28 protein-coding genes and 1 other RNA gene are annotated in these 23,626 nt (G+C 65.5%); 15 read left to right on the forward strand and 14 right to left on the reverse strand.

What is annotated here, in order from left to right; all coding sequences use genetic code 11:
• Positions 1 to 4: 4 nt before the first annotated feature.
• Entirely contained in the window at positions 5 to 487 is a 483-nt protein-coding gene (locus U5919_RS03125) for a DUF7321 family protein (RefSeq protein WP_336022062.1), read from the reverse strand.
• Positions 488 to 585: 98 nt separating this feature from the next.
• Between U5919_RS03125 and U5919_RS03130 the strand changes: the two genes are divergently transcribed.
• The 8 genes from U5919_RS03130 to U5919_RS03165 all read left to right on the forward strand — a co-directional run bounded on the left by U5919_RS03130 (position 586) and on the right by U5919_RS03165 (position 5,757).
• Positions 586 to 1,611, forward strand: coding sequence for a DUF7319 domain-containing protein (locus tag U5919_RS03130; protein WP_336022063.1), 1,026 nt, complete (start codon positions 586 to 588; stop codon positions 1,609 to 1,611).
• A 60-nt stretch (positions 1,612 to 1,671) separates the two neighbouring features.
• Positions 1,672 to 2,310: a plastocyanin/azurin family copper-binding protein gene (locus tag U5919_RS03135; protein WP_336022064.1), complete on the forward strand. Its 639-nt coding sequence runs from the start codon at positions 1,672 to 1,674 to the stop codon at positions 2,308 to 2,310.
• 2 nt (positions 2,311 to 2,312) lie between these two features.
• Entirely contained in the window at positions 2,313 to 2,699 is a 387-nt protein-coding gene (locus U5919_RS03140; RefSeq protein WP_336022065.1) for a DUF7318 family protein, read from the forward strand.
• Between the two features lie 2 nt (positions 2,700 to 2,701).
• Positions 2,702 to 3,496, forward strand: coding sequence for a cytochrome b (locus tag U5919_RS03145; RefSeq protein ID WP_336022066.1), 795 nt, complete (start codon positions 2,702 to 2,704; stop codon positions 3,494 to 3,496).
• A 4-nt stretch (positions 3,497 to 3,500) separates the two neighbouring features.
• Entirely contained in the window at positions 3,501 to 4,265 is a 765-nt protein-coding gene (locus tag U5919_RS03150; RefSeq protein WP_336022067.1) for a cytochrome b family protein, read from the forward strand.
• Positions 4,266 to 4,485: 220 nt separating this feature from the next.
• Positions 4,486 to 4,896, forward strand: coding sequence for a DUF7315 family membrane protein (locus U5919_RS03155; protein ID WP_336022068.1), 411 nt, complete (start codon positions 4,486 to 4,488; stop codon positions 4,894 to 4,896).
• A complete protein-coding gene (locus U5919_RS03160; RefSeq protein WP_336022070.1) occupies positions 4,889 to 5,164 on the forward strand; it encodes a DUF7314 family protein in 276 nt (91 codons plus the stop codon). Before U5919_RS03155 ends, U5919_RS03160 begins: the two co-directional genes overlap by 8 nt.
• Positions 5,165 to 5,307: 143 nt before the next feature.
• Positions 5,308 to 5,757, forward strand: coding sequence for a DUF7313 family protein (locus U5919_RS03165; protein WP_336022072.1), 450 nt, complete (start codon positions 5,308 to 5,310; stop codon positions 5,755 to 5,757).
• 35 nt (positions 5,758 to 5,792) lie between these two features.
• On the opposite strand, the gene U5919_RS03170 is transcribed toward U5919_RS03165, so the two are convergent.
• From U5919_RS03170 to U5919_RS03195, 6 genes are all read right to left on the reverse strand, one after another.
• Positions 5,793 to 6,557: an NAD(+)/NADH kinase gene (locus tag U5919_RS03170; RefSeq protein WP_336022073.1), complete on the reverse strand. Its 765-nt coding sequence runs from the start codon at positions 6,555 to 6,557 to the stop codon at positions 5,793 to 5,795.
• A 187-nt stretch (positions 6,558 to 6,744) separates the two neighbouring features.
• Complete coding sequence (locus U5919_RS03175) at positions 6,745 to 7,662, reverse strand: alpha/beta fold hydrolase (RefSeq protein WP_336022074.1); 918 nt, start codon at positions 7,660 to 7,662, stop codon at positions 6,745 to 6,747.
• A gap of 69 nt (positions 7,663 to 7,731) precedes the next feature.
• A complete protein-coding gene (meaB, locus tag U5919_RS03180) occupies positions 7,732 to 8,982 on the reverse strand; it encodes a methylmalonyl Co-A mutase-associated GTPase MeaB (protein WP_336022075.1) in 1,251 nt (416 codons plus the stop codon).
• A complete protein-coding gene (locus tag U5919_RS03185; RefSeq protein WP_336022076.1) occupies positions 8,979 to 9,413 on the reverse strand; it encodes a cobalamin B12-binding domain-containing protein in 435 nt (144 codons plus the stop codon). Before U5919_RS03185 ends, meaB begins: the two co-directional genes overlap by 4 nt.
• Before the next feature lie 119 nt (positions 9,414 to 9,532).
• Entirely contained in the window at positions 9,533 to 10,969 is a 1,437-nt protein-coding gene (locus tag U5919_RS03190; RefSeq protein WP_336022077.1) for a GAF domain-containing protein, read from the reverse strand.
• Positions 10,970 to 11,128: 159 nt separating this feature from the next.
• Positions 11,129 to 12,928, reverse strand: coding sequence for a S9 family peptidase (locus tag U5919_RS03195; protein WP_336022078.1), 1,800 nt, complete (start codon positions 12,926 to 12,928; stop codon positions 11,129 to 11,131).
• Between the two features lie 91 nt (positions 12,929 to 13,019).
• Between U5919_RS03195 and U5919_RS03200 the strand changes: the two genes are divergently transcribed.
• Positions 13,020 to 13,250, forward strand: a complete 231-nt coding sequence (locus U5919_RS03200; RefSeq protein WP_336022080.1) for a SelT/SelW/SelH family protein — start codon at positions 13,020 to 13,022, stop codon at positions 13,248 to 13,250.
• Positions 13,251 to 13,337: 87 nt separating this feature from the next.
• Here the strand turns inward: U5919_RS03200 and U5919_RS03205 are convergent, their stop codons facing one another.
• The 3 genes from U5919_RS03205 to U5919_RS03215 all read right to left on the reverse strand — a co-directional run bounded on the left by U5919_RS03205 (position 13,338) and on the right by U5919_RS03215 (position 15,983).
• A complete protein-coding gene (locus U5919_RS03205; RefSeq protein WP_336022082.1) occupies positions 13,338 to 14,366 on the reverse strand; it encodes an aldo/keto reductase in 1,029 nt (342 codons plus the stop codon).
• 64 nt (positions 14,367 to 14,430) lie between these two features.
• Complete coding sequence (locus tag U5919_RS03210) at positions 14,431 to 14,832, reverse strand: OB-fold domain-containing protein (protein ID WP_336022083.1); 402 nt, start codon at positions 14,830 to 14,832, stop codon at positions 14,431 to 14,433.
• Positions 14,829 to 15,983 carry a thiolase family protein gene (locus tag U5919_RS03215; RefSeq protein ID WP_336022084.1) on the reverse strand — a complete coding sequence of 385 codons (1,155 nt, stop codon included), beginning with the start codon at positions 15,981 to 15,983 and terminating at the stop codon, positions 14,829 to 14,831. The genes U5919_RS03210 and U5919_RS03215 overlap by 4 nt, the downstream gene beginning before the upstream one ends.
• Before the next feature lie 142 nt (positions 15,984 to 16,125).
• On the opposite strand from U5919_RS03215, the gene U5919_RS03220 reads away from it, so the two are divergent.
• Both U5919_RS03220 and ffs read left to right on the forward strand, forming a co-directional pair.
• Positions 16,126 to 16,548 (forward strand): DUF7548 family protein, encoded by a 423-nt coding sequence (locus U5919_RS03220; protein WP_425604192.1) that lies wholly within the window; start codon positions 16,126 to 16,128, stop codon positions 16,546 to 16,548.
• Between the two features lie 146 nt (positions 16,549 to 16,694).
• An RNA gene (gene ffs / locus U5919_RS03225) (signal recognition particle sRNA) lies at positions 16,695 to 17,005 on the forward strand.
• Between the two features lie 159 nt (positions 17,006 to 17,164).
• Here ffs and U5919_RS03230 read toward each other — a convergent pair.
• From U5919_RS03230 to U5919_RS03240, 3 genes are all read right to left on the reverse strand, one after another.
• Complete coding sequence (locus tag U5919_RS03230; protein WP_336022085.1) at positions 17,165 to 18,265, reverse strand: DUF4382 domain-containing protein; 1,101 nt, start codon at positions 18,263 to 18,265, stop codon at positions 17,165 to 17,167.
• A gap of 115 nt (positions 18,266 to 18,380) precedes the next feature.
• Complete coding sequence (locus U5919_RS03235) at positions 18,381 to 19,190, reverse strand: DUF2797 domain-containing protein (protein WP_336022086.1); 810 nt, start codon at positions 19,188 to 19,190, stop codon at positions 18,381 to 18,383.
• A 70-nt stretch (positions 19,191 to 19,260) separates the two neighbouring features.
• Entirely contained in the window at positions 19,261 to 20,214 is a 954-nt protein-coding gene (locus tag U5919_RS03240) for an NAD-dependent epimerase/dehydratase family protein (protein ID WP_336022087.1), read from the reverse strand.
• 131 nt (positions 20,215 to 20,345) lie between these two features.
• On the opposite strand from U5919_RS03240, the gene U5919_RS03245 reads away from it, so the two are divergent.
• Positions 20,346 to 20,930 carry a tRNA (cytidine(56)-2'-O)-methyltransferase gene (locus U5919_RS03245; protein ID WP_336022088.1) on the forward strand — a complete coding sequence of 195 codons (585 nt, stop codon included), beginning with the start codon at positions 20,346 to 20,348 and terminating at the stop codon, positions 20,928 to 20,930.
• A gap of 17 nt (positions 20,931 to 20,947) precedes the next feature.
• Here U5919_RS03245 and U5919_RS03250 read toward each other — a convergent pair whose 3' ends face one another.
• The gene (locus U5919_RS03250) at positions 20,948 to 21,376 is read right to left on the reverse strand and encodes a hypothetical protein (RefSeq protein ID WP_336022089.1); all 429 of its coding nucleotides are present in this window, start codon (positions 21,374 to 21,376) and stop codon (positions 20,948 to 20,950) included.
• A gap of 111 nt (positions 21,377 to 21,487) precedes the next feature.
• On the opposite strand from U5919_RS03250, the gene U5919_RS03255 reads away from it, so the two are divergent.
• Genes U5919_RS03255 through U5919_RS03265 form a run of 3 tightly spaced genes read left to right on the forward strand, consistent with a single transcriptional unit; the run spans position 21,488 to position 23,545 of the window.
• Complete coding sequence (locus U5919_RS03255; protein ID WP_336022090.1) at positions 21,488 to 22,018, forward strand: transcription factor; 531 nt, start codon at positions 21,488 to 21,490, stop codon at positions 22,016 to 22,018.
• On the forward strand, positions 22,018 to 22,701 hold the full coding sequence (locus tag U5919_RS03260) for a DUF2110 family protein (protein WP_336022091.1): 684 nt from the start codon (positions 22,018 to 22,020) through the stop codon (positions 22,699 to 22,701). Before U5919_RS03255 ends, U5919_RS03260 begins: the two co-directional genes overlap by 1 nt.
• 49 nt (positions 22,702 to 22,750) lie before the next feature.
• A complete protein-coding gene (locus U5919_RS03265; RefSeq protein ID WP_336022092.1) occupies positions 22,751 to 23,545 on the forward strand; it encodes a DUF5803 family protein in 795 nt (264 codons plus the stop codon).
• The last annotated feature ends 81 nt before the right edge of the window (positions 23,546 to 23,626 follow it).

A 23,626-nucleotide genomic window follows, 5' to 3' on the forward strand; every position in this document is an offset into this window, starting at 1 on the left:
GCGGCTATCCGAGCACGTACCGTCCGAGATACTGCGACATCCCGAGGAGCCACGCGAGGAACCAGAAGATCACGTAGCCGAAGACGCCGACCCGGAGTCGTCCGCGCCACGCGCTCATATCCGGGTGCAGCTCGTCGAGGTCCACGTCCTGCTCTGGGTTCTCATAGAGGTCGGCGTCGCGTTTCACCTGCAGGATCCGCACGATCCCGGTCAGCGCGAGGACCAAGAGCGCGTACGCCTGCAGCCCCAAAATCGCGTGGATGACGGTCACGCCGCCGAGTTGATCAAGGAGTCGGGGGAGCATCCACGTCACGACCGGGATCGTCGTGAGAATCAACCCGGGGACGATGAACTTCAGGTGGTAGATGAGGACGCTCCAGCTGACCGTGTCGGCATCGATCATGATCCACGCGCCGTAGAGGTAGAAGGGGAGGCTGACCGTGACCATCAACGCGGCGACCGTCGCGATGGCCGACTCGGATACCATTGCCCGGGGTTGGACTCGCCGTCGTGTAAAGTGTCCGGCTTCTCGCGCTTGTGAAAGAACCGTTACCCTAAGGAGTCTGCCAGACTAACGGTCGGGTAATGACGGAGTCTTCCGAGGAGTCGGACACGGCTGAGCGTCGGTCCGACGCACGCCCGCCCGACGACCCGACGGACGCCGCAGGGTCGTCGGCGTCGACTACGGACGACGACTCACCATCGACTGCGGACGACTCATCGTCGACCGGAACGGACGAGCCGCGGTCGCCCGTCGACGACGAATCCGCGGCGGCCGAGGAACCGCCCGCCGAGCCGACAGATCTCGACGAGCTCCGTCGAGAGGTCGAGGAGACCTACGACTTCGACAACTTCGGCCCGGCGGACATGGCCGAGATGAGCCTCGAAGAGTGGGAGGCGGCGTTCGATCCCGACACGTGGATCGTCGGCGAGGAACTCTTAGATCGAGTCGAACAGGAACTGAACGCACGGGTCGCGATTCGAGAGATCTTCGCCGTCGTCGAGCGGATCCACGCGGGCGAGGACCGCGTCGTCGCCTACTCTGACGAGGGGTACGCGATCGTGCACGCAGACGGGAGCGTCGAGGGCGAGGGGACCGTCCTGCGCGACGTCAAACCGACCGTCGCGCTCTGTTCGATGGAGAGCTACGAGCTGATGGACGCCCCGGAGGACGCGTCGCTTCCGGACCCCGAGGAGGTCGTCGAGGGCAGCGGTGAGTTCGGGAACCTGATGCTGCAGATCGTCGCCGCCGCACAGATCGTCGTCGGACTCGGTCTGCTCGTCGCGTGGATCGCGCTCCCGTCGCTCTCGACGATTGTCGCCCCGATCGCCGCGATCGGGTTTCTCGTCATCGGCTTTTTCCTCTTTCTCGTCGTCGCGAACGCGCGCTTATCGGACCGGTTCCGCACCGAGGAGTTTCGGAACCGACTCCGCGCGCTTCGAGCCGTCGAAGACGAACGCCCGGAGTTCCTGCCGGAATCGGAACCCGCTGACCCCGACCGCTCCAGTGGGTTCGACCAGGGGGACGACAGCGCGGATTCTCACGACGATTCGGAATCCGCTATCGGTGCGGAAGCCGCCGACGACACGGATTCGAGAAGCGAGTCGTAACACCCGTCGTGAGGGGGGAGTCGGTGGGTTTAAGCGCGCTGCATCCTGACGTCGAAGTGTATGAAGAGGCGGGACTTTCTGCGAGCAGCGAGCGTCCCTGCTGCTGCCACGACGGCCTCTGCCACCGCCGGACTCGGTGCCGCCCAGGAGACCGAGACCGAGGGCGGAACAGCCACCGGCACGGCAACCGGAACTGGGACGGGAACGGGGACCGAAAGCGGCTCCGGCGGCGGAGCCGGGACCGAAGAGGTCCTCGTCGGCCCCGACGCGTCGCTCGTGTTCACGCCCGGAACGGACGAACCGCTACAGATCGCTCCCGGAACGACCGTCGAGTTCGTCTGGGAGTCGGACAACCACAACATCGTCGTCGACAGCCAGCCGGAGGATGCCAACTGGGAAGGCCACGAGACTCTCGAAAACACCGGGTTCACTTACGAGTACACGTTCGAGACGCTCGGCACCTACGAGTACTACTGTGAGCCTCACCGGGTGTCCGGTATGGAAGCCACCATCGAAGTCGTCGAGAACCCCAACGCCGGCGGCGGTGGCGGCGAGAAGGAACTGCACGACCTCGGCGTTCCGATTCACGCCCACTGGGTCGGCGCGGCGACGATCCTCGGGATCCTCGTGACGGTGATCTTCACGTTCTACATCCTGAAATACGGTGAGTCCCCGCACACGGGGACCGGGAGGAACTGATAATGTCGTCGAGTGGCAGTACCTACGGCGACATCCACCGGTACGAACCGGCGCGCGAGAGCACTGCCGCGGCAATCGCGATCGTTCTGCTGACGATCATCGAGGTCGTCTTCGTGTTCCTGTTCACGTACGGTCTCCTGTCCGGATGGGGACTGACAGACATCGGGAATATGTACCTCGGTGCCGTGCTCGCCGTCATTTTCATCGATCTGGCGTTCATCCTCGCGATGTACCGCAAGGAGTTCCTGCCGGACGTCGTGATCGTCAAGAAACGGCGTCGCAAGTGGGAGGATCTCTACGTGCGCGAGGAGGAGGTCGACGGAGTTCCGTTCGCTGACGGCGCGTGGGACCACGTCAAACGCGCGATCTACCCCTACTACAAGCGATAACAATGAGTCTCGAAAAGAAAGACGACTACGACCACAAGGGCTGGATGAAAGAGAAGGACCTGACTCCCGTCGAGTCAGTCTTCCTCACGTCGCTCATCTGGCTCGATAAGCGGCTCCGAATCGTCGACTACATGGAACTACTGGAGACCCTGTATTACCGGGTCAACCTCCAGATGCCGAAGAGCCACACCGAACAGTACAACCTCGACAACAAGTTCTGGTACTGGTACCCGCTGTACACGCTGGGGCTGTTCTCCACGCTCGCGTACGTCGTCGCCGCGATCAGCGGCGCGCTTCTCGGGTTCTACTACTCCCCGGCGACGACCGGCGATCCCTCGACCGCCTACAACTCCATCGCGTTCATTATGCGGGACCTGCAGTTCGGATTTATGCTGCGGTCGATTCACCGGTGGTCGGCGCAGGTGATGGTCGCGGCGGTGTTCCTGCATATGCTCCGCGTGTACTTCACCGGCGCGTACAAGGAACCGCGGGAGTTGAACTGGCTGCTCGGCATCGTCCTGATCAGCCTGACGATGGTGTTCGGGTACACCGGATACCTGCTCCCGTGGGACCAACTCGCCTATTGGGCTGGGCAGATCGGCGTCGAGATGGCGCTTTCGGTCCCGCTCGTCGGCGAGTGGGCCGCACAGTTGCTGTTCGGCGGCTTCTCGTTGAGTCAAGCAACGCTGCAACGTATGTACATCATCCACGTGTTCCTGCTCCCGTTCGTGGTGACGGCGCTCATCGCCATCCACATCGGGATCGTCTGGGTGCAGGGCATCGCGGAACCCCACTGATACAATGACCGACGAAGAATCCACCACCGACGACGTCCGTGCCGACGGCAGCGGTATCGTCGCCCCCGACGACGAAACGCCGACGTGGCGCGAGCGCAAGGAACGGACACAGGGCCTCTCACAGCTCACCTACGAGTACTTCGAGCGCGCCCGTCGAGAAGACCAAGACCTCCGACAGGAGTCCGATTACGTCGAACGCGACGTGCTCGCGTTCCCGACGTGGCCCCACGAGATCATCCGAAACTTGGCGATCGCCAGTTTCTTTGTGGGAATGCTGCTGTTCCTGTCGGCGACGCTTCCGCCGCACATCGGCGATCCGGCGAACCCCTCGAGTACCCCTGCGATCATCCTGCCCGACTGGTATCTCTACTGGTCGTTCGGCCTGCTCAAGCTCGGCCCGCTGAACCCCGAACTGTCGATTCTCGGCGGGCAGAAGCTGATGTCCGACCGGATGTACGGCGTCCTCGCGAACGTCGTCGTCGTCGGCTTCATCGCCGTCGTTCCCTTCCTCAACAAGGGAAGCGCGCGACGACCCGTCGAACAGCCGCTCTGGGCCGCCATCGGCGTCGGCGGCGTCATCTTCGCGCTCACGATCAGCGTCTACTCGGCGAAGAACCTCCTGCCGATGAACGTCAACCTCGCGTTCGACCTGACGTTCCTGCTGCCGATCGTCGGCGGGTTCATCACGTGGGCCGTGTTGAAGACGATGCGTGAGGGGTATATGTACGACCTCAACCGTCGGTACTACCGGCTGCGTCCGCCGAAATAAGGCGGCGCGCTTTGAGGGTGTACGCGCGCTTTTCGGCGGTTTGCTGTTTCGTTACCGACGTTCGGTGCAATTTCGCTTCTGCGACTCGCTGCCGACGTTCACCTTCGGTTTTCGCTGTCGATATCCGCTTCAGACGTTCGTTGCGTATCACGCTCGAAGGCCCTCGGTCCGACGACCACACACGGAAAGGGCCTTTTCCGGGCAGTGCAAAGGGCCGACAATGAGCGACGGAGATTCGTCGACGACGTCCGAGGAGTCAGCGGGCAGTCCGCGAGACGGGGGAGACGGACCCGAGGCGCGCCGCGGCCGCGACGTCGTCGTGCCGATGCGTATTTACAAGACTGTAACGGTGTTTTCGACGCTCATCGCCGTCGTGAGCGTCGTGTTCGGGTTTATGCTCCTCGACGCCGCCACGCTGAACGTCAGCTTCTTGGGAAACATCGTCCGCGGCGCGCTCGCGGCCTTCGGCCTCGCGATCGGCGGCGGACTGTTGAGCACCGTCTTCGCGGCTCTCGGGCTGGCGATCATCGCGTTCGGGGCCGGGGTGTACGTGATCGGCACGCGCTTTCGCGCCCGCGGAATGGGAAAGTCTCAAGAGGACTCCGGCGAAGATTCGAACACCAATGGCTGACGAGTTCATCAAAGGGCTGGGAATATTCACGGCTGCGGGTCTCGGGTGGATGGTACTGGCGGGTTGGTACCGGACGCCGAGTTTCGAGAGTGAACAACAGCTCGTCTCTCCGGTGGAGCTCAGCGATTCCGCGACGATGTTCGACACGCTTGGCGTGGTGCTTATGGACGCGTTCTTCTGGTTCACCATCATCGGCGCGCTGACGTTTTGGGTCGTCATCCCGGCGATCCGACAGACTCGAGAAGCGCTCGAAGAGCGCGCACAGTAGCGACGCGGCCGTTCGTCGTTGAATTCCCGCTGAACGCCCGTTGTCGGTCTGCGGTCGGTCGTCCCTCCTCCACACCTGACGCTCGCGTCTTCTCTCGCGCCGGATTGGAAAAACTCTAATGAGTCCTGTACCCAACGTCGGGTATGCAACCGCTACAGTTCCTCGTCCCACTCGATGCGTTGGACGCACTCGGGCCCGTCATCCCGTTCGTCGTCTTCGGTCTCGTCGTCCTCAACATTCTCACGAGATTCCTGCAGCACCGTCGGCACCTCACGCAGGCGGATTCGGACGACGACGACGGATCCCTCGACCGCTGGCTGCCGCACACGGCGACGAACGTGGCGCTCGTGCTCGCTTCTTTCGTCTTCCTGATCGTCGAGCCGCACGGGGGGATGGTGATGTCGATCCTCGCACTGTCGGTGTTCATCTCGGACTTCTTCGAGTACGAGTCCCGTCTCGTCGAGGCGCGCTCGAAGTCGAAGGCGCTCGAACGGCCGACCGCGGCGATCGGCGCGTCGGTCTTCGCGCTGCTGTACGCGGGCTACCAGGGCTTCTTTTACCTCATCGAACCGCTCTGGAACGCGATCGTCTGAACGGCGATCGGCGGCCCGCTACGATCGACGGCTCGCTACGGTCGGACGCTGAGGAGCGATAGCGTCCGATCGACGGTGACGTCGACGGGAACGTTCGCCGGGACCGATCGAACGATGTCGTCGTCGAGGTGCAGCGACACGTCCGCCTCGTCGCGTTCGACGGAGAGCGTAATCGGTGCTCGTAGGACCCACACGTCGGGGTTCATCGCGTAGGGCGACACCGGCACCGTCACGAGTCCCGTTTCGGGTGCGAGTGTCGGTCCGCCGCCGGCGCGGGCGTACCCGGTGCTTCCCAGCGGCGTGGCCACGACGACCCCGTCCGAGCGGACGGTCTCGTTCCAGCCGTCCGCCGTCTCGATCGCGTACTCGGAGATTTTGGCCGGAGCCGACGTCATCAGCGCCACGTCGGCGACGGCGGTTCTCACTCGCTCGCCGTCGACAGCGACGCCGAGCACCGGGTGCGGGGCGGTCTCGAATTCACCCGCGAGCAGCGCCTCGGCGATCGCGGGCAGGTCCTCGGGGCCGTTATCGTAGCGACGGACGCCGGCGCTGACGGGGACGACCGGACAGTCGAGTTCGACTCCCGAGAGCGCACCGAGCGCGTCCCCGCCGACGGCGAAGACGGCGTCGATGTCACCGAAGCCGACGTCGATATGGTCACAGTCGGCGTCGATGTCGGGCGCGGCGACGGAGTCGCTGGTGAGGCCCGCACGCCCGTCGAGCGCGGCTGCGACGGCTTCGTGTGGCGTGACCGCCTCGCCGTTCGGCCTCCCGGCGAGTGCGGTCCCGTCAGCAGTCAAGTCGTGACCGCGTACGGTGAGACAGCGCAGGCTCACGACGTCTCACCGCTCCGGCACCGCTTCGGCTCCTCGGACTCGACTGCGTGCATACGCCACGGTACACCGGTGGAGGAAAAAGACCCAGCGGTTCGGCGCAAACTTCGAGACGTCACCGTCGAATGGCGTCGCGGGCGACGTGGCCGAGTCGTTACCGCTCGATGGCGTCGCGGACGACGTCGACGAACGCTTCCGGGAACTCGACGTGCGGGAGCAGTTTCGCGTCGTCGATCACGACGAGGCGGCAGTCCGCGGCGTCGGCCAGCGTTCGCCCACGCTGCAGCGGCGTGATATCGGCCTCGCGGCCCCAGACGAGCGTTACCGTCGCATCGATCGACGAGAGCGCCGCTTCGAGGTCGACGTCGCTGTTCAGAAAGCCGCTGACGAACGACGCCGGGGCGTAGCGCGCGTTCGGCTGGTGGGCGGTCCGCCACTCGTAGTCGATCCACGACTCGCTCACCAGATCGGCGTCGTAGTAGCCGTGGTCGGCGTTGAAATACCGGATCGACGGTTTCGACGCGAGCAGATTGAAGAGGGCCTCGCCCACCAGCGGGGACCGAAGCAGCTCTCTGGCGAGGTGGTTGCGGTCGGGGCCCCCGCGTTCGGTCGGACAGACGAGCACCACCGACGAGAGGTCGAGGTGGGCGGCTGCGAGGTACGCGCCGGTCAGCGACGAGGCGACGACCGCGGGGCGATCGAACTCGGCGACGAAGTCGCGGACGAACTCCTCGTACAGGGTCGCGGAGTACCGAAGCGCCGGCCGATCCGAGGTGCCGAACCCGGGGAGATCGGGGGCGATCACGTGGTAGTCCTCGGCGAGTTCGGCGAAGACGGCGCGGAACTCGCCGCTGGACGCGGCGGCGTTGATCCCGTGGAGGAGCAGGAGATCCGGGTCCGACGGGTCTCCGGCTTCGGTGTATCGCACGTCGATTCCGTTCCACGAGAACGTCCGGTGAGTGCCGTCGAGCGCCGGTTCCAACGCGGGCGTTCGCCGTCGTAAGGCGGCGTTCGCCAGTGCGGTGGCTCCGGCACCGAGCGCGACACCGGCGGCGAGAGAGCGAAGGCGCATACCCGATGTACGGGCGCGGTCGGTTTCAGCCTGCTGGCGTCATCGGCTCGCGGTCGAAGAGACCGGCCGTCACGACGACTCGGACGACCCGTCTGTCGATCCCTCGCGTATCGATGCGAGACACTCCCGAAGCGGGTCGACGACCTCGTCGGCGACGGTGTAGGGATCGGTCTCGCGGTCGCGGACGCGGCGCGCCAGTGCCTCGACCCCGCCGCGGCGATCTATTTCGGCAGCCAGCAGTTCGTTCGCGTCGCTGCGGACCAACTGCCTGATCTCCGCTGCGATGCGGTCGATCGCTTTGCGGTCGCCCGCGCCCGTCCGACGCAGGTAGGACGCGTGCCCGTCGAGCGCGTCGAGTAGGTCTTCGAGACCCGCTCCGCTCGTTGCGACCGTCTCGACGATCGGCGGCTGCCACGGGCCGTCGTCGGTGGATCGCCCGCCGCCCGTTCGCTCCCCGTCCGTTCGCTTTTCCCCCGTTCGCTCCTCGCCCGTTCGCTTGCCGTCTGTCCGCTCCTCGCCCGTCTGCTCCCCGTCTGTCCGCTCCTCGGTCGTTCGCTTTTCCCCCGTTCGCTTGCCGTCCACCTCGCGTCGTCGGATCATCTCTCGCAGTTCCGCGACGGTCCGTTCGACGCCGTCGACGTCGGCTTTGTTGACGACGAACACGTCGCCGATTTCGAGGATCCCGGCCTTCAGCATCTGGACGTCGTCGCCGCTGCCGGGTTGGACGAGGACCGCGACGGTGTCGGCGGTGCGGACGACGTCGACCTCGCTTTGCCCCGCGCCGACCGTCTCGACGACGACGACGTCCTTGCCGAACGCGTCCAGCGCCGTGATCGCGTCCGTCGTCGCCGTCGATAAGCCGCCGAGTTGTCCCCGCGTGCTCATCGAGCGGACGAACACGTCCATGTCGCCGACGGTCGATCCCATTCGAATGCGGTCACCGAGGACCGCCCCGCCGGAGTACGGCGACGAGGGGTCGACGGCGATGACGCCGACGGTGTCGCCGCGGTCGCGGTATGCAGCGGCCAGTTTGTCAACGAGCGTCGACTTTCCGGCACCGGGGCTTCCGGTGACGCCGACGACGGTCGCCGTCCCGGCGTGTCGGTACAGGCGAGAGACGAGGTCGCGGTAGCCGGGTTCGCGGTTCTCGATGCGCGTGATCGCTCTGGCGAGCGCGCGGTGCTCGCCAGCGAGCAGCGAGTCGACGAGCCGTTCGTTCCGGGCGGCCACGTCCGACCCGACGTCGCAGTTGGGGTCAGCGGAGTCCCGGTCGGAGCCATCGGAACCTCGGTCGGGGTCAGTGGAGTCGCCGCCGGTCATCTCTCGCGGCGCGGTACGTTCTCTCGAACGAACTCGATCGTCTCCTCCATCGGGGTCCCGGGCCCGAAGACCGCGTCGACGCCCATCTCGTGGAGGCGCTCTCGGTCCTCTTCCGGGATGATTCCCCCGACGATGATGAGTGTGTCCTCGAAGGCGTCGTAGGACTTCAGCCCCTCGATGACCGCCGGAACGAGGGTGTTGTGCGCGCCGGAGAGAATCGAGAGCCCGAGGACGTCGACGTCCTCCTGTACGGCCGCCTGCACCACCTCCTCCGGAGCGCGATGTAGCCCGGAGTAGACGACCTCGAATCCTGCATCCCGGAACGCGCGTGAGATGACGTGTGCGCCTCGATCGTGACCGTCGAGTCCCACCTTTGCGATAAGACACCGGATCGGTCGGTTCCGCCAACCCTGTTCGGCGTCAGCGCTCATATCACGAGATTCGACCGCGTCCCGTTTGGTTCTACCGCCGCCGTGGTGGGGGATCCTCTGCAGCGCTTCGAGGTCGATCCGAGGTCACCCGACCATCTGCGGACTCCTCCGCCTCGTATTTACTGGAACGATTCGAGGGTTTTGGTGGTTCGTTCGTCGATGTAGAGCCCGTAGGCGCACTCGCTGGCGGTCGGCGGTGAGACGGGGACGACGGTGAGCGCGAACCGTTGTGTCTCGTCGTCCGCGCGTTCACGCTCGACGCTCCCGTTCGTCACCGTCCCCGTCTCGAACGCGCGTTCGTAGTGTTCGAGTTCGGCGTCATTCTGTACGATTTCAGCGAGCGGCTTTCCGGGCGTTATCTCTCTGATCTGGTTCGAGTAGGCCCGGTTCGCCTCTTCGACGAGTGTCTCTCCGTCCCGACGTTCGACGTACACGGCCGGTGTGGGGAGGTCGCCGAAGAAGGCGTGCAACCGATCGCGCTCTTTTCGGAGCGTCACCTCCCGTTCGATCCGTTCGAGCGCCTCTCGCGTGTAGCCCGCGAGGATCTCGACGAACTCGCGGTCCCGGTCGTCGAACGCATCGCGCTCTTCGGAGACGACTTGGATCACCCCGCGTTCGGTGATCGGCACGCTCAGCACCGCGTGCAGCTCGTCGTGCTCGGGGATCGCGTCCGGATCGGTCTGCATATCGGGGACGATCTCCGATTTCCCCCGCGCGAGCGTCCGACCGGCGATCCCCTCGGAGACCTCACAGGGGCTCGCCGGCGGATCCGGCAGCGTCGACGCCCGTGGAACGAGCAACGACCCGTCGATGAGGAGCACGACGCAGTAATCGAACGCGAGGGCGTCGATCGTCGCTTCCACCGTCCGTTCGACGACCGCGTCGACAGTCTCACAGGCAGTGATGTCTTCCGCGTAGTGGCTCAGGGCGGTCAACCGCGCGTTGGACTCCTGCAGGTCGTTCTGGACGTGGTCGTTGCGGATCTCGGTCTGTACGACTTCGAGGAGTTCCTCGACCGGATCTTCCCCGTCGACGATTTCGTCGATACGACCGATGACCGGCGGTTCGAAGACGATAACCGGAACCGTGCACTCGCTGATGAGCGTGTCGATCAGCGGTCGGTTTTCGTGGAGCACCACGACGCAATCGAGCGTCGGCCCGAGCTCTTCGACGTATTCGATGGTGGTGTCCGGACACCGGACGATCACGTCCGCGGAGAGCCGCCGCTTCAGTTCGGCGACGACGTGTGCCGGATCCCAATCGTCGGCGGAGGGTTGTTCACCCGATGTCGAGCCCTCCGCACCGTTCCGCTTCGGTCTGCCCTCGCGTTCGTATTCCCGGTTCTCGTCGCGTCCCGTCGGTTCTGCGTTCCTGTCGGAAGGCGCGCGTTGGCGGCTGCCGCGAATGAACTCTCCCTGCCGGTGTGTCGTAGCGTCGGAAACCTCCCCGTCTTCACTCCCGCCGTCGGCAGCATCGTAGTTCGTCGCCTCGTCCGGATGGTCCGAATTCGGCGGCATAACGACGAGAACGCGCCCTCCGACAGGATCTCCCGTCATAGTTCACTTACTCGCACGTCAACACATTAAGACGTTCGGTTGACTGATTTATTCACCTCGGTTTTCTCGCTGTAGTCGCCATAGGACGTAAAAACCCTATTTTCAGGGTGTTACTGACACCCGCGACAACTCGGTTGTATAACATATTTGTTGTTCCTGTCACTCGACGTGCTCGGAGAGGAACTCGACGATTTCCTCGTAGGCGTGGATCCGGTTTTCGAGCTTCGTGAAGCCGTGGCCCTCGTCGTCGAAAATGCGCTCTCGGACGGGTACGTGCTGTTTTGCGGCTTCGACGAGCTGGTGCGCCTCGGAGACGGGGACTCGGGGGTCGTTCTCGCCGTGCAGGACGAAAAGCGGCGCGCGGATCGCCTCGATGGTGTTGAGCGGCGAGATCGATTCGAGGAACTCCCTGTCGTCCTCCAACGATCCGTATTCGGCCTCGCGGAGCGACCGACGCCACTCGCCGGTGTTCTCGAGGAACGTCACGAAGTTCGCGATGCCGACGATGTCGATCCCCGCGGCCCACAGGTCGGGGTATTCGGTCATCGCCGCGAGGACCATAAAACCGCCGTAGGAGCCGCCCATCGCGACGATTCGATCGGGATCGACCGCCGGGTGGTCGTGTAGCCACTCGACGGCGGCCTCGACGTCCGCCACCGAGTCCATCCGCTTCTCGACGTCGTCGAGGTGGCCGTACGCCTTCCCGTAGCCCGCCGAGCCGCGGACGTTCGGCTCGAAGACGGCGTAACCGTTCGCGAGGAAGTACTGCGTGACCGCGCTGAACGAGGGCCGCCGCTGCGACTCCGGCCCCCCGTGGATGTCGACGATCACGGGCGTCTCCCCGTGGCCGGTGTCGGTCTCCGGCAGCGAGAAGAACGCCGGGATCTCTCGGCCGTCGAACGTCGGGTAGTGGACGAGTTCGGGGTCGACGAACGAATCGCGGGGGATTCCCGCGGTCGCCGCGCGCGTCCAACGCGTCGGCTCGCCCGTGTCGTCGATAACGTAGACGTTCGCGGGGTCGCTGCGCCGCGTCACCGTCACGGCGAAGCGCTCGCCCGCGTCGTCGAAGGCGACGCCGCCCGCGACGCCCCGCGGTATTTTCGGCGCTCCCGTCTCCTCGACCGCCGTCGGCTCCGCCAACTCGCCGACGGTCAGTTCGGTGTAGCCGTCGACGTTCGTCGAGTAGACGATCCGACCGGTCTCGTCGTCGACCGCGACGCCGTCGATCTCCCAGTCGGGGTCCTCGGCGACGAGCGAGAACGCGCCGCTGTCGGCGTCGACCGACCAGAGATCGAGCGTGTCGCTCTCGCGGTCGGAGACGAGATACACGTGCTCGCCGTCCGGCCCCCACGTCGCGCTCTGAAAGCGGGTCGTCCCCTCGTGTGGGGTCAGCTCGGTCGTCTCGCCGGTCTCGACGTCGAGGACCGAAACGTCCTGATCGAAGTTCGAGTACGCCTCGGTGAGGAGTAGCCGCGAGTCATCGGGCGACCAGCCGCCGAGGGTCAGCCAGCCGTCGCCCTCGGCGACGAGTTCGGCGTCGGTGCCGGTCGCCTCACGGCGCTGTACGTAGACGTCGAAGACGGACTCGTCGCGACGGTTGGCGGTGAACCCGATCCGCTCGCCGTCGTGGCTCCAGCCGCCCCAGCGGTGCTTCGCGTCCGGCGCTTCGGTCCAGTCGGTGATCTCGCCGGTCGGCGGGTCGTACCGGAACAGCTGTTGGCGCTCGTTGCCGCCGCGGTCCATCCCGAAGGCGAACTCCTCGCGTTCTGGCGACCACGACACGAACGTCACGCGCTCCTCGGAGAAGGTGCGCTGCTCGGGCCAGCCACCGGGTTCTGCGAGCGTCCAGACCTGCGGGACGCCCGTGGTGTCCATCAGAAAGGCGAGTTCGTCGTTCACGCCGAACGAGGCACCGTAGGCGCTCCGAACGTTGAGATAGCGCTCGATGTCGTGGGCCATACCCGTCAGTTCGCTCGATGCGGACGAAAGCGTTCGGGTGGTCCCAGCCGAGCGCAACGCGTTTAATTCCACGCGGAGCCGAGAGACACGTATGACGACAGTCGAGATCGAATACTGCGTGCCCTGCGGCTTCCTCGACCGCGCCGAGGCGATCCAACACGCGCTGCTCGAACAGTTCGGGGACCGACTGGACCGCGTCGCGCTGGTGACCGGCGACCACGGCGTGCTGACGGTCGCCGTCGACGGCGACGTGCTCTGGGACAAATCCGAAGACGACTACGACGTCGACGAGATTACCCGGCGCGTTCGCGAGGCGATTTGAGAGCGGATCGCCCGCCGCGATCTCCTCACCGGACGGTTAGTTGCGGTGGCCTCCCCCGATGACAGTCACGGTGGTCTCGCGGGACGGTCAGTCGCGGTGTCCCCACCGACGGCCGTCGTCATCGTAGCGAGCGTCGAAGATGCGATTCCACTGCTCGTCGCTCAGATCGACGTCGGCCGCGCCGAGGTTCTCGTCGAGCTGGTCGACCGTCCGCGCGCCGACGATCGGAACGACCGTCGCGTCCGGGTAGTCCATCAGCCAGCGGAGCGCGACCTGCGCGGGCGAGGCATCGACCTCGTCGGCGACCCCTCTGACGGCGTCGAGGACCTCCCAGCCGCGAGCGGAGAGGTAGTAGTCGCTGAACTGCTCGTCCATCGACCCGCGCGAGCCGTCCGGCGCGACCACCTTCGTCGGGTCGTCGGGATCGGCGCGCTCGTACTTGCCCGTGAGAAAGCCGCCGGCCAGCGGCGAGTACGGACAGACCGCGAGTTCCTGATCGCCGCAGACGTCGAGGTACTCCTTCACGTCCTCGTAGTAGCCCGCGTGAAACAGCGGTTGGGTGACCTCGAAGCGCTCCCAGCCGTTGACTTCGGACTTCCAGAGCGCCTTCGTGAGCTGCCACGCGGCCATCGTCGACGCGCCGAGGTAGTTCACTTTCCCCTCTTCGACGAGCCGGTTCAGCGTCGAGAGCGTCTCCTCGATCGGCGTCTCCTCGTCCCAGCGGTGGATGTAGTACAGATCGAGGTAGTCGGTGCCGAGTCGGTCGAGCGTCCCCTCGATCTGGTTGCGGATGTGCGTCCGTGACAGCCCCGACCCGTTCGGGTTGTCGGGGTCGAAGCCGAAGTAGACTTTCGAGGCGAGGACGACCTCCGAGCGGTCCCGATCGGCGAGCCAGTCGCCGATCCACGACTCGCTGCGCCCGCTGGGGGTGCCGTAGACGTTGGCGGTATCGATGAAGTTGCCGCCGCGCTCGACGTACGCGTCGAGCAGTTCGTGCGCCTCCTCTTTTTTCGTCTCGACGACGCCCTCGGTCTCGCGCCCGAAGCGCCACGTGCCGAAGCAGAGTTCCGATACCTTCGTGCCGGTCGACCCGAGTCGTCGGTGCTCAAGGCTCATACCGGCACCGACGCGCGACGGCGGGAAAAACGTGGGTGGTGGGCAGAACCGGGAGACCGAAGCGCTACTCGGCCGGCTCGAACCGGAAGCCGTCCCACTCTTGGCTCGCGGGCTCGCGGATACCCGCGCCCGGCTCGCGAAGCTCCTCGCAGTAGACCGGCCGGACCTCGTCGCCGATCTCGACCTCGTCGGTTGTCACCTGTCCGATCGCACGGACCGGCTCGCCGTCGACGTCGAACTCGACGATCGCGAGGGTGTTGGGTTGGCGAACGCCCGGCGGCGTCGCCGTCGACGTCGTCCACGTGATCACCTCGGCGACGTACTCGCTGAGGTCGACGGTGCCCGTCGGCTCCTTGCCGCCCGGACCGAGCGGGTGGCCCGGGTAGGTGATGCTGCCGTCGGGGTAGCGGTGCGCCTCCATCACGTGCTGGTTTGCGTTGGTATCAGAGTGAGTGTCGTCGCTCATCGTTGGCCCTCCAAAATCGCGGTCGTCACGCAGTTCCCGAACCCGCCGACGTTGCAGGCGAGTCCCGTCTCGGCGTCGACCTGTCGCGGTCCGGCCTCGCCGACGACCTGTTTGTAGATCTCGTACACCTGTGCCACGCCGGAGGCCCCGAGCGGGTGGCCCTTCGATTTGAGCCCGCCGGACGTGTTGATCGGCAAGTCGCCGTCGCGGTCGGTGACGCCGTCCTCGACCGCTTTCCAGCCCTCGCCTTTCTCGAAGAATCCGAGGTCCTCCGACTGGAGGAATTCGAGGATAGTGAACATGTCGTGGAGCTCCGCGACGTCGACGTCTTCGGGCTCGATATCGGCCATCTCGTAGGCCCGCTCCGAGGAGTTGACGACGCCGCCCATCGTCGTCGGGTCCGCGCGCTCGTGGACGACGTGGGTGTCTGTCGCGCCGCCGATGCCCGAGACGACCGCGTACTCCTCGGCATACTCGCGGGCGACGGACTCCGGGCAGAATATGAGCGCCGCCGACCCGTCGGTTATCGGGCAGAAGTCGTACAGTCGGAGGGGATCGGCGACGATCGGTGAGTCGAGCACCGTGTCGAGGTCGACCTCCTTTCGGAACTGCGCGTGGGGGTTGTCGACGCCGTTTCTGTGGTTCTTGACCGCGACTTTCCCGAGCGATTCGCGGGGGGCGTCGTACGTTTCGAGATAGGCGCGCGCGGTGAGTCCCGCGAAGGAGGGAAGCGTCACACCGTGTTTGTACTCGACCGGGTGGGTCAGCGATGCGATGATGTCAGTCGACTCCGCGGTCGATCGGTGCGTCATCTTCTCGCCGCCGACGAGAAGCGTCATCTCGGAGGCCCCGGAGGCGACCGACTGCCACGCGGCGTAGACGCCCGCGCCGCCGGAGGAGGAGGTCTGATCGATCCGGGCCGTGTAGGCCGGGACCGCCGAGAGGTCGTGGGCGAGGGCGTTCGGGACTCCGGTCTGGCCCTCGAACTCCCCGCTGGCCATATTCGAGACGTACAGGTGTTCGATCGCGTCGGGTGCGACGCCAGCGTCTTCGAGGCAGGCCTGTCCGGCCTCCGCGAGCAGCTCACAGATCCACTCCTCGCGCTGCCCGAACTGGGTCATCGACGCGCCGATGATCGCTACGCGCTCCATATTCTCAGACGTGGGGGCGGTATCTTACCGGTTTCCCTTTCGGAGAACGCGGGCGCGACCGACATTGGACACCGGCGATACCCTGCCGTCCCTCGAAGCGCGTATAGACACTATTACACTCCCACCGTGTGGAAACCCCGCTATGGACGTGGATCTCGATTCGGTCGCCCCGAAGCTCGGGGCGGTGGCGTGTCTCCTCCTCGCGGCGGCGGTGTTCGCCCCCGCGCTGGTTATCTCCGCGCCGGGGTCGGGCGTGGCGGCGTACTACGCGTCCGGGCCGTTCGGCGTCTCGATCGTCGGGGTGCTCGCGCTGTTCACCGTCATCGTTCTGCTCGCGGGCGCACAGGAGCGCTCTGATCCGGTCACGCTCTCCGGCGTCGCGCTCGTTGCAGGAGTCGCGATACTTCTCTTCTCGCTGCTGTGGGCCCTCTCGATAGACTCGACGCTGCTCTTCAGCTTCCCCGCGGAGTACGCGTGGATCGAGAATCACCGCTGGGTCGTCGTCGGGGGCGCTGTCGCCGTCGCCGTCGCGACCGGCGCGTACGCGCGTGCAGTGCTGAATTGAGCGATTCGTCGCACGCAATGAGCGACTGATCGCGTGCCGTGAGCGCGACGACCACCCAGCGGTGGTCCAGATCGCGACCCGCACGGCGTCCCCCGATCACGAGGTCACTGAGTCGAAAGCCCCTTATGTGGTCCCGGATTACCTCAAGCCGGACTAGGTCGGGCAGCTAGGCCCTGCTCTCCACCCGCATCTTTGGCCTTTAGCGGGGACCGAACCCGGGGGCGTCCGGTCAGACCGACGCGGGCCCCGGAAGCCAACGTCGAAACCTCGTCCTTCGGGGACGGCGGTTCACCGACACCGGCCGCAGGGTCGGCTCGAGGTGATTCGTCGCCGGCACCCCGCCAGGCGCGGAAGCGAGCAGCGGACCTGCGAACGTTCGTCGCTCGGAGGATCGCGGGGTGGAGGAGGCGACTGGGACTCCCCGTGCCGGAACGCCGGGCAATCTCGCTGTCCGCCATTCATACCGTATTCACGTCGCCAGCGATGCCGCTAGATCGGCTCGGTAACGTCGCCAGCGACGACGTTCGACTCGGCGGCGTACCAGCGCAGACGCGCCTCGCGTCGATGGAACGAAGAAGAGTGAAACCCGATCGGGAGGCAGCGGAACGCGCTCTCGTTAGGCGTTCGCGGCTGACTGGTCGGACTGTCCCTGTCCGGCTTGGTCGTCGGTCTCGTCGTCCGCGTCGTCCTCATCCTCGTCGAACTCGAACTCCAACTCGGTCTCGACGTCCTCGTAGGTGACCGTCACTTCGAGTTCCTCGGCGTCGTCGGGGACCGAGACGACGTACTCGCCGTTCGCGTCGGTGGTCCCGCTGGGACCGCCTTCGACTTCGACGGTCGCGTTCTCGACTGCAGATCCGTTTTTCGTCACGCGCAGCGTTGCGTTCTCGCCGGGGGCGATGTCGTCGAGGAACGTCGCGTTCAACGTCGACTCCTCGCGCTCGTCTTCGTCGTCTCCGCGGTCGTCGTCATCTTCGTCGTCGACGCGTTCGATTTCGACGTCGGTGCCGGACTCGGAGATGACCGGTTTGAGGATGTACTTCCCGCTTTGACCGGCCTTTATCGCGGTAATGTCGAAGACGAAGTCGACGGACTCGCCGTTACCGACCGTGAACTCGGAGTTCAACTGGAGTTTGCCGCTCGGCAGCTTGACGCGCTGGTCGCTGCCGTCCTTCAGCGTCCCGTCGACCTCCGAGACGTAGACGAACACCTTCTCGTAGGTGCCGTTCGGGACGTCGAGCGTCGAGAGCCGCGTGGCGTTCGCGCCCTGCAGGCGCGTCAGATCGACCGTGCGGTTGTCGACCTCGTACTCGACCCACTCGTCGTCTCCGGCGTCGTCGTCTTCATCGTCTGCACCATCCGTGTCGTCTGCGTCCGCCGAATCGTCGGCGGTTTCGCTGCCTTCGTCCGCATCGGCGGTCTCGTTCGTCTCGTCGACATCGTCGGAGTCGTCACTGTCGTCGACGTCACCGGCTGGCTTCAGCCCCACCTTGGAGATAGTGACGTTGAGGTGTTCGAAGTCACCGATCGCGTTCTGTTCGTCGCTGATGTAGAGGTTCACCGTCCCGGTCGACCCGTCCGCGGTACCGGCAGTCGACTCTTCGCCCGCGGGCGCTCCGTCCATCGCAGTGGAGGGCGATCCGCCCATCCCACCGGAACAACCGGCAAGGAGGATCAACGCCGCGACGAGCACGCTCGCGATTGCGTTTCGATTCATTGCACGCTGACCCAAGTACCACAACCTCATTTATGCGACAGTTCCTGACGCCGGATTTAGCCGAATTTGCTCGAATTACACGGGTATAACCAGTGAGGCGAACCGATCGCGGGCCTCAGCCCCACGCGCCGAGGCTCGCCTGCAGGTCCCGAGTCGTCGCCTCGGGGGTCGTCTCGTAGCCGACGAGGTCGCGCAGATCGACGGCGTAGGTGCTCCCGGCGTGATCGAGAACGAGCAGGCGGCCTTGGACGCCTCGGACCGTCCCGGTCGCGATCGTCTCCGCGACGGGGCGATCCAGCAGGTCGAGGCCGTACTCGAAGTCGAAGCGGTCGGCGTTATCGACCTCGAAGCAGTCGAGGAGATTCCCCCACGCGTCGTCGTCGACGTCGCGATGGAGCCCCGCCAGCTTCGTCGGGACGCGGATCCGATCGGGAATCTCCGCGGCGATTTCGGCCTCGCGCTCGCGGGCGATGCGGCCGTCGGGGACCGTTTGCAGGAGCGCGCCCCGATCAGCACCCTGCTCGCGGAGCCGCGTCTCCAGTCGCCACGCCTTCGTGACGCCCACTTTGAACACGTTGGGCGCGAACGCCGCGAGGTAGATCGCGTGGGGTTCGACGCAGTCCATCTCGTCTTTGAGACACGTGCCGGTGCACTTCGCGCAGACCCACGTCGAGCGGTGCTGCGGGCAGTACGGCGCACTGGGCTCCGCGCAGGCGATGTGTCCCTCCTCGGTGATCGTCCCCGCGCAGTGACGTTCGCCGAGGGTGTAGGCGAGTTCGGTTCCTGAGTCGAGTGCGACGAACTCCACGTCGCCGAGCGTCTGGGAATCCGGGCTGTCGGCTGTCGCGTCGACAGCGTCGACACCGGCGGACGCGTCGCTCACGTAGAGTCCCGGGCCGCCCGTGTCGTAGCCGACGAACTGCACGGAAGGGAGTTGTCGATCCGCGGTAAAAGCGGTGCCGTTCTGGGGTGGTGAGTCAGCGCCCGCAGATCGGTCAGGGATCCGTGGACTCGTACTCCGCCCGCAGTTCCGCGTGGAGTTCCTCGGCGGCGCGTCGGACGGCGTCGTCGCTGGAGGAGTCGGCCTCCCAACCGAGTCCGGCGAGCTTCTCGACGGAGAGGCGCATCCGCGGGACGTCGCCCTCCCAGCCGCGGTCGCCGCCGGTGTACTCGTAGTCGGGGTCGAGATCCATCACGTCGGCGACGACGTCCGCGATTCGGGTGACTGAGGTGGTCGTTCGCGTGCCGAGATTGTAGGTGTTCATCGCGCGGTCGGCGTGTTCGACGACGTGACAGATGGCGTCGACGCACTCGGTGACGTGCAGATAGGACTTCTCTTGGCGACCGTCGCCGAGGATTTCTAAGGTGTCGGGGTCGTCGAGCAGTTTCTCGATGAAGTCGGGGACGACGTTGCCGCGTTGGTTCGGGCCGACGATGTTGGCGAAGCGGAAGCACCAGACGGTGAACTCCTTCGAGTGCGCGTACGTCGAGAGCAGCCCCTCGTCGGCGAGTTTCGACGCGCCGTAGACGCTGATCGGTTCCAGCGGGGCGTAATCTTCGGGCGTCGGCCGCGGCGCTTCGCCGTACACCGTCGAGGAGGAGGTGAAGGCGATATGCGAGACGCCGACCTCGTCCATCCGTTCGAGGACGTTGTACGTCATCTCGGTGTTCTCCTCGAACAGCTTCCGGGGCGCGGCGTAGTTGGTGTCGGTGTAGGCGGCCAGATGGAAGACGAGGTCGACGTCGGCGGTGATGGCTTCGGCGACGTCGTCGGCGTCGGTCATATCCGCCTTGCAAAACTCGACATCGTCGGGGACGCGCTCGCGCGTTCCCTTCGAGAGGTCGTCGGCGACGACGACGTCGTTGTCCTCGCGGAGTCGACGCGCGAGGTGCGAGCCGACGAGACCCGCACCGCCGGTGACGACGATCCGCTTGTCGGAGAGGTGCATACCGACGATGCACTCGGCGGGGGTAAGTGCGTTCTCCTTTGTGGTAGCTTCGTTGGCTCCCCGCGACCGCAACGCACCGCGATCACCACCGAAGCGAAGCGCCTTAGCGCCCGCCGGGCTTGCAGGGGAGTATGCACGAGAAGCGAGAGGTGGCTGTCCTCCGCTACGGCCACCGCCCCGGTCGGGACGACCGGATGACGACGCACGTCGGTCTCACGGCGCGTGCGCTCGGCGCGGATCGGGTGATCTTCCCCGACAACGCCGGCCAGTCGCTGGAAACCGTCGAGGACATCACCGGTCGATTCGGCGGCCCCTTCGCGGTCGAACTGAGCGACGAATTGGACGCGACGATCCGGGACTGGTCCGGGGCTGTCGTCCACCTCACGATGTACGGCGAGCGGGTTCAGGACGTCGAGAGCGACGTCCGCGAGGCGCACCGCGAGCAGCCGCTGCTCGTCGTCGTCGGCGGCGAGAAGGTCCCGTTCGAGGTGTACGAGGAAGCCGACTGGAACGTCGGCGTCACGAACCAGCCACACTCGGAGGTTGCGGGACTCGCGGTCTTTCTCGATCACCTGTTCGAGGGTCGAGAACTCGAACGAGAGTGGGAGGACGCCGATCGGCGGGTCATCCCGCAGGCGCGGGGGAAGCGCGTCGTAAACGGCGGGACGACGTCCCGCCCCGTCGACGGCGACGACGGATCGCCGGACGCGAACTGACGAACGCTACTGTCCGATTACTGCTCGTCCGGCGCACCACCGAGCGTTTTCACTTCCGGCGGGTCCGACGCGAACGGCATCTCAGTTGCCGGGATCTCCAGTTCTATCGGCTGCTCCTCGTCGAGTAAATACAGTTCTTTGAGCGTCTCGACTGCGTCTTCGATCGCCGCTGTTGCAGCGTCCTCGTCTTCAGCGTCGAGGACGCCGATTGTTCCGTTCCCGGAGGTCAGGACCGTCGCTTCGGGATCGGAAGAGGCGTACACGACTCCGGGGAACGTCGACTCGTCGTAGACCGCTCGATCCTCTCCGTACGCGATCTCGATCGAACCGAGTGCGAAATCAGTCTGATAGTGGTGATACCCGGCGGTAGTTCCTTCCTGCAGGTCGATATCCAGCTGTTCGACACGACTTCGGAGCTCCTCGACGGATACTCTCTCTGTGGACACGGTCCGATACAATGTCTTCCATATGATAAATTTATACCGGTTAGTCGGAACTCATCCAGTCCGCCCCTTCATCCGCAACTTTAAAACGACTGAGCGGCGCAACAGTTGATAATGGCTTTTGAGGAGCTGCTGAACGACCCTGTCATCCAGAAGTACCTCCACGAGCTCGTCGGACCGACGGGGATGCCGGTGGCGGCGGCCCCTCCGGACGGCGAGGTGACCGACGAGGAACTCGCCGAGGAGCTGGGTCTGGAGCTCAACGACGTCCGGCGGGCGCTCTTTATCCTCTATGAGAACGACTTGGCCGAGTACCGCCGGGTTCGCGACGAGGATTCGGGATGGCTCACCTACCTCTGGACGTTCCACTACGAGAACATCCCGGAGAACCTCCAAGAGGAGATGCTTCGGCTGCTCGACGCGCTGGAGGAGCGACTCGAGTACGAACGGAACCACGAGTTCTACCTCTCCGAGCCCGCGGGTATCCGTTTCGAGTTCTCCGAGGCGATGGAACAGGGCTTCCAGTGCCCTGAGACCGGCGCGCCTTTGGAGCCGATGGAGAACGACGACATGGTCGAATCGATGGAGCTGCGGATCGAAGAGCTTCGCGACGAACTCAACGTCGACGTGGGCCGAGACGACTGATGGTCGTTCTCGCAACCAAGTGCTACGTCGACGGCGACGCCCGCGAGCGCGCCCTCGACAGCTTCGACTCGCTCGTCCGCAACGAGATCGGCGACCTCGACGTCGAGTGGACGATCGACGTCCGCGAGGACGACTTCGTCGACGTCGACCTCGACGGAGAAGACGCGACCATCGCCGGAAACCTCCTCGCAGAGTCGTGGGGAGAGGTCACGGCCGACCACGAGGACGGTGAGACGTACGTCGGCACCCTCGACTCGTGGGACGACGACGGCTGGGTTCTCGACGTGGGGTACGACAATTACGTTCGGATTCCGGCCGACGAACTCGGCCTCGGAACCGGGAGCCCCTCGCAGATCCGCGACCGCTTCGGCGTCGTCCAACACACGCCGTTGCGGTTCGTCGCGGGCGAGACGCCGCGGCTCGCCGACGAGACCCGAGACGAGCTGTACGACTGGACCCGAGAGGAGGGACACAGCGGCCGCGTGAACGTCAACAGCGCGACCCGCGGCGAGGTGCGTGCGACGGTCAACCGCGCCGGACACGCCGCCGACATCATCACCGTCGAGCGGCTCGGACTGCTCGAACAGAGCATCGTCTGCCCCGAAAGCACCGATCCACCGGGACTGCTCGCCAGCATCGGCTCGTATATGCGATCGGAACTGAAGTGCGTACTGACATCCTGACGGACCCGAAAACCACTCCCCCGTCATACCACTCCCGCCAAGCTAACGTATGAACCGACGACTCCTCCTCGCGGCCGGTTGTCTCGCCCTCCTCGCGGTCACGAGCGGCTGTCTCGGTATCGGAACCGGCCCCGTCGATCCCGAGCAGTTGGACAGCGAGCCAGCGGCCGCCTACGAGTGGGAGAGTAACCGGACTGCCCACATCGCGATCCAAGAGAACACACAGTTCCGCACGGTGCTCGAAACGAACAGTACGACGGTCGAACTGTACCGAGAGGACGGGTTCGGCGGGACGAATCCGCTCTCGGTCGAGGCCGTCCGATACCGCTACCCCGACGGGACGGTGCTCACGGGGACCGAAATCCGTGAGGAGGGCGGTGAGATCCGTCGGACCCGCGATGAGACCGTCGTCGAACTCCCCGACGACGCACCGGCCAGCGGCGGGTCGCTGGCCTTTACGAGCGGGGGGACGCCGAAGCGCTTCACGCTGCCGACGTACGTCGACGGCACCTACGAGGTCGTCCTGCCGCCGGATCGTCGGATCGACTTCCCGGTCTTCGGGCAGGTGTCGCCGCGGAACTACGAGGCGACGATCGACGAACAGAGCCGCGTCCACATCGTCTGGGCGGAGCCCGTGACGACCGACAGCATCTCGGTGCAGTTCTACCTCCAGCGCGACCTCTACATCTTCGGCGGGATCGCCGCGCTCGTCGTCCTCGTCGGCGTCGGCGGGCTCCTGTACTACCGGCGGCAGATCGACCGGCTGCGTCGGCAGCGTCACGAGATGGGCATCGACGTCGAGGTCGAAGACGACGACGACGGGCCACCGCCGGGGATGCGCTGAGCCCTCTACTGCGCTCTTCGCTCCGCTTCCCCTGTCGCGCCGAAATGCGCTGCGCTTTTGTCCGTTTCGCGGCTATCCCAC

Source organism: Halobellus sp. LT62, assembly GCF_037031285.1.
Taxonomy (GTDB): Archaea; Halobacteriota; Halobacteria; order Halobacteriales; family Haloferacaceae; genus Haloquadratum; species Haloquadratum salinisoli.

Coding starts and splice junctions, on each gene's coding strand:
- U5919_RS03125 (WP_336022062.1), bottom strand. CDS start 487: ATGGTATCCGAGTCGGCCATCGCGACGGTCGCCGCGTTGATGGTCACG.
- U5919_RS03130 (WP_336022063.1), top strand. CDS start 586: ATGACGGAGTCTTCCGAGGAGTCGGACACGGCTGAGCGTCGGTCCGAC.
- U5919_RS03135 (WP_336022064.1), top strand. CDS start 1,672: ATGAAGAGGCGGGACTTTCTGCGAGCAGCGAGCGTCCCTGCTGCTGCC.
- U5919_RS03140 (WP_336022065.1), top strand. CDS start 2,313: ATGTCGTCGAGTGGCAGTACCTACGGCGACATCCACCGGTACGAACCG.
- U5919_RS03145 (WP_336022066.1), top strand. CDS start 2,702: ATGAGTCTCGAAAAGAAAGACGACTACGACCACAAGGGCTGGATGAAA.
- U5919_RS03150 (WP_336022067.1), top strand. CDS start 3,501: ATGACCGACGAAGAATCCACCACCGACGACGTCCGTGCCGACGGCAGC.
- U5919_RS03155 (WP_336022068.1), top strand. CDS start 4,486: ATGAGCGACGGAGATTCGTCGACGACGTCCGAGGAGTCAGCGGGCAGT.
- U5919_RS03160 (WP_336022070.1), top strand. CDS start 4,889: ATGGCTGACGAGTTCATCAAAGGGCTGGGAATATTCACGGCTGCGGGT.
- U5919_RS03165 (WP_336022072.1), top strand. CDS start 5,308: ATGCAACCGCTACAGTTCCTCGTCCCACTCGATGCGTTGGACGCACTC.
- U5919_RS03175 (WP_336022074.1), bottom strand. CDS start 7,662: ATGCGCCTTCGCTCTCTCGCCGCCGGTGTCGCGCTCGGTGCCGGAGCC.
- meaB (WP_336022075.1), bottom strand. CDS start 8,982: ATGACCGGCGGCGACTCCACTGACCCCGACCGAGGTTCCGATGGCTCC.
- U5919_RS03185 (WP_336022076.1), bottom strand. CDS start 9,413: ATGAGCGCTGACGCCGAACAGGGTTGGCGGAACCGACCGATCCGGTGT.
- U5919_RS03190 (WP_336022077.1), bottom strand. CDS start 10,969: ATGACGGGAGATCCTGTCGGAGGGCGCGTTCTCGTCGTTATGCCGCCG.
- U5919_RS03195 (WP_336022078.1), bottom strand. CDS start 12,928: ATGGCCCACGACATCGAGCGCTATCTCAACGTTCGGAGCGCCTACGGT.
- U5919_RS03200 (WP_336022080.1), top strand. CDS start 13,020: ATGACGACAGTCGAGATCGAATACTGCGTGCCCTGCGGCTTCCTCGAC.
- U5919_RS03205 (WP_336022082.1), bottom strand. CDS start 14,366: ATGAGCCTTGAGCACCGACGACTCGGGTCGACCGGCACGAAGGTATCG.
- U5919_RS03210 (WP_336022083.1), bottom strand. CDS start 14,832: ATGAGCGACGACACTCACTCTGATACCAACGCAAACCAGCACGTGATG.
- U5919_RS03215 (WP_336022084.1), bottom strand. CDS start 15,983: ATGGAGCGCGTAGCGATCATCGGCGCGTCGATGACCCAGTTCGGGCAG.
- U5919_RS03220 (WP_425604192.1), top strand. CDS start 16,126: ATGGACGTGGATCTCGATTCGGTCGCCCCGAAGCTCGGGGCGGTGGCG.
- U5919_RS03230 (WP_336022085.1), bottom strand. CDS start 18,265: ATGAATCGAAACGCAATCGCGAGCGTGCTCGTCGCGGCGTTGATCCTC.
- U5919_RS03240 (WP_336022087.1), bottom strand. CDS start 20,214: ATGCACCTCTCCGACAAGCGGATCGTCGTCACCGGCGGTGCGGGTCTC.
- U5919_RS03245 (WP_336022088.1), top strand. CDS start 20,346: ATGCACGAGAAGCGAGAGGTGGCTGTCCTCCGCTACGGCCACCGCCCC.
- U5919_RS03255 (WP_336022090.1), top strand. CDS start 21,488: ATGGCTTTTGAGGAGCTGCTGAACGACCCTGTCATCCAGAAGTACCTC.
- U5919_RS03260 (WP_336022091.1), top strand. CDS start 22,018: ATGGTCGTTCTCGCAACCAAGTGCTACGTCGACGGCGACGCCCGCGAG.
- U5919_RS03265 (WP_336022092.1), top strand. CDS start 22,751: ATGAACCGACGACTCCTCCTCGCGGCCGGTTGTCTCGCCCTCCTCGCG.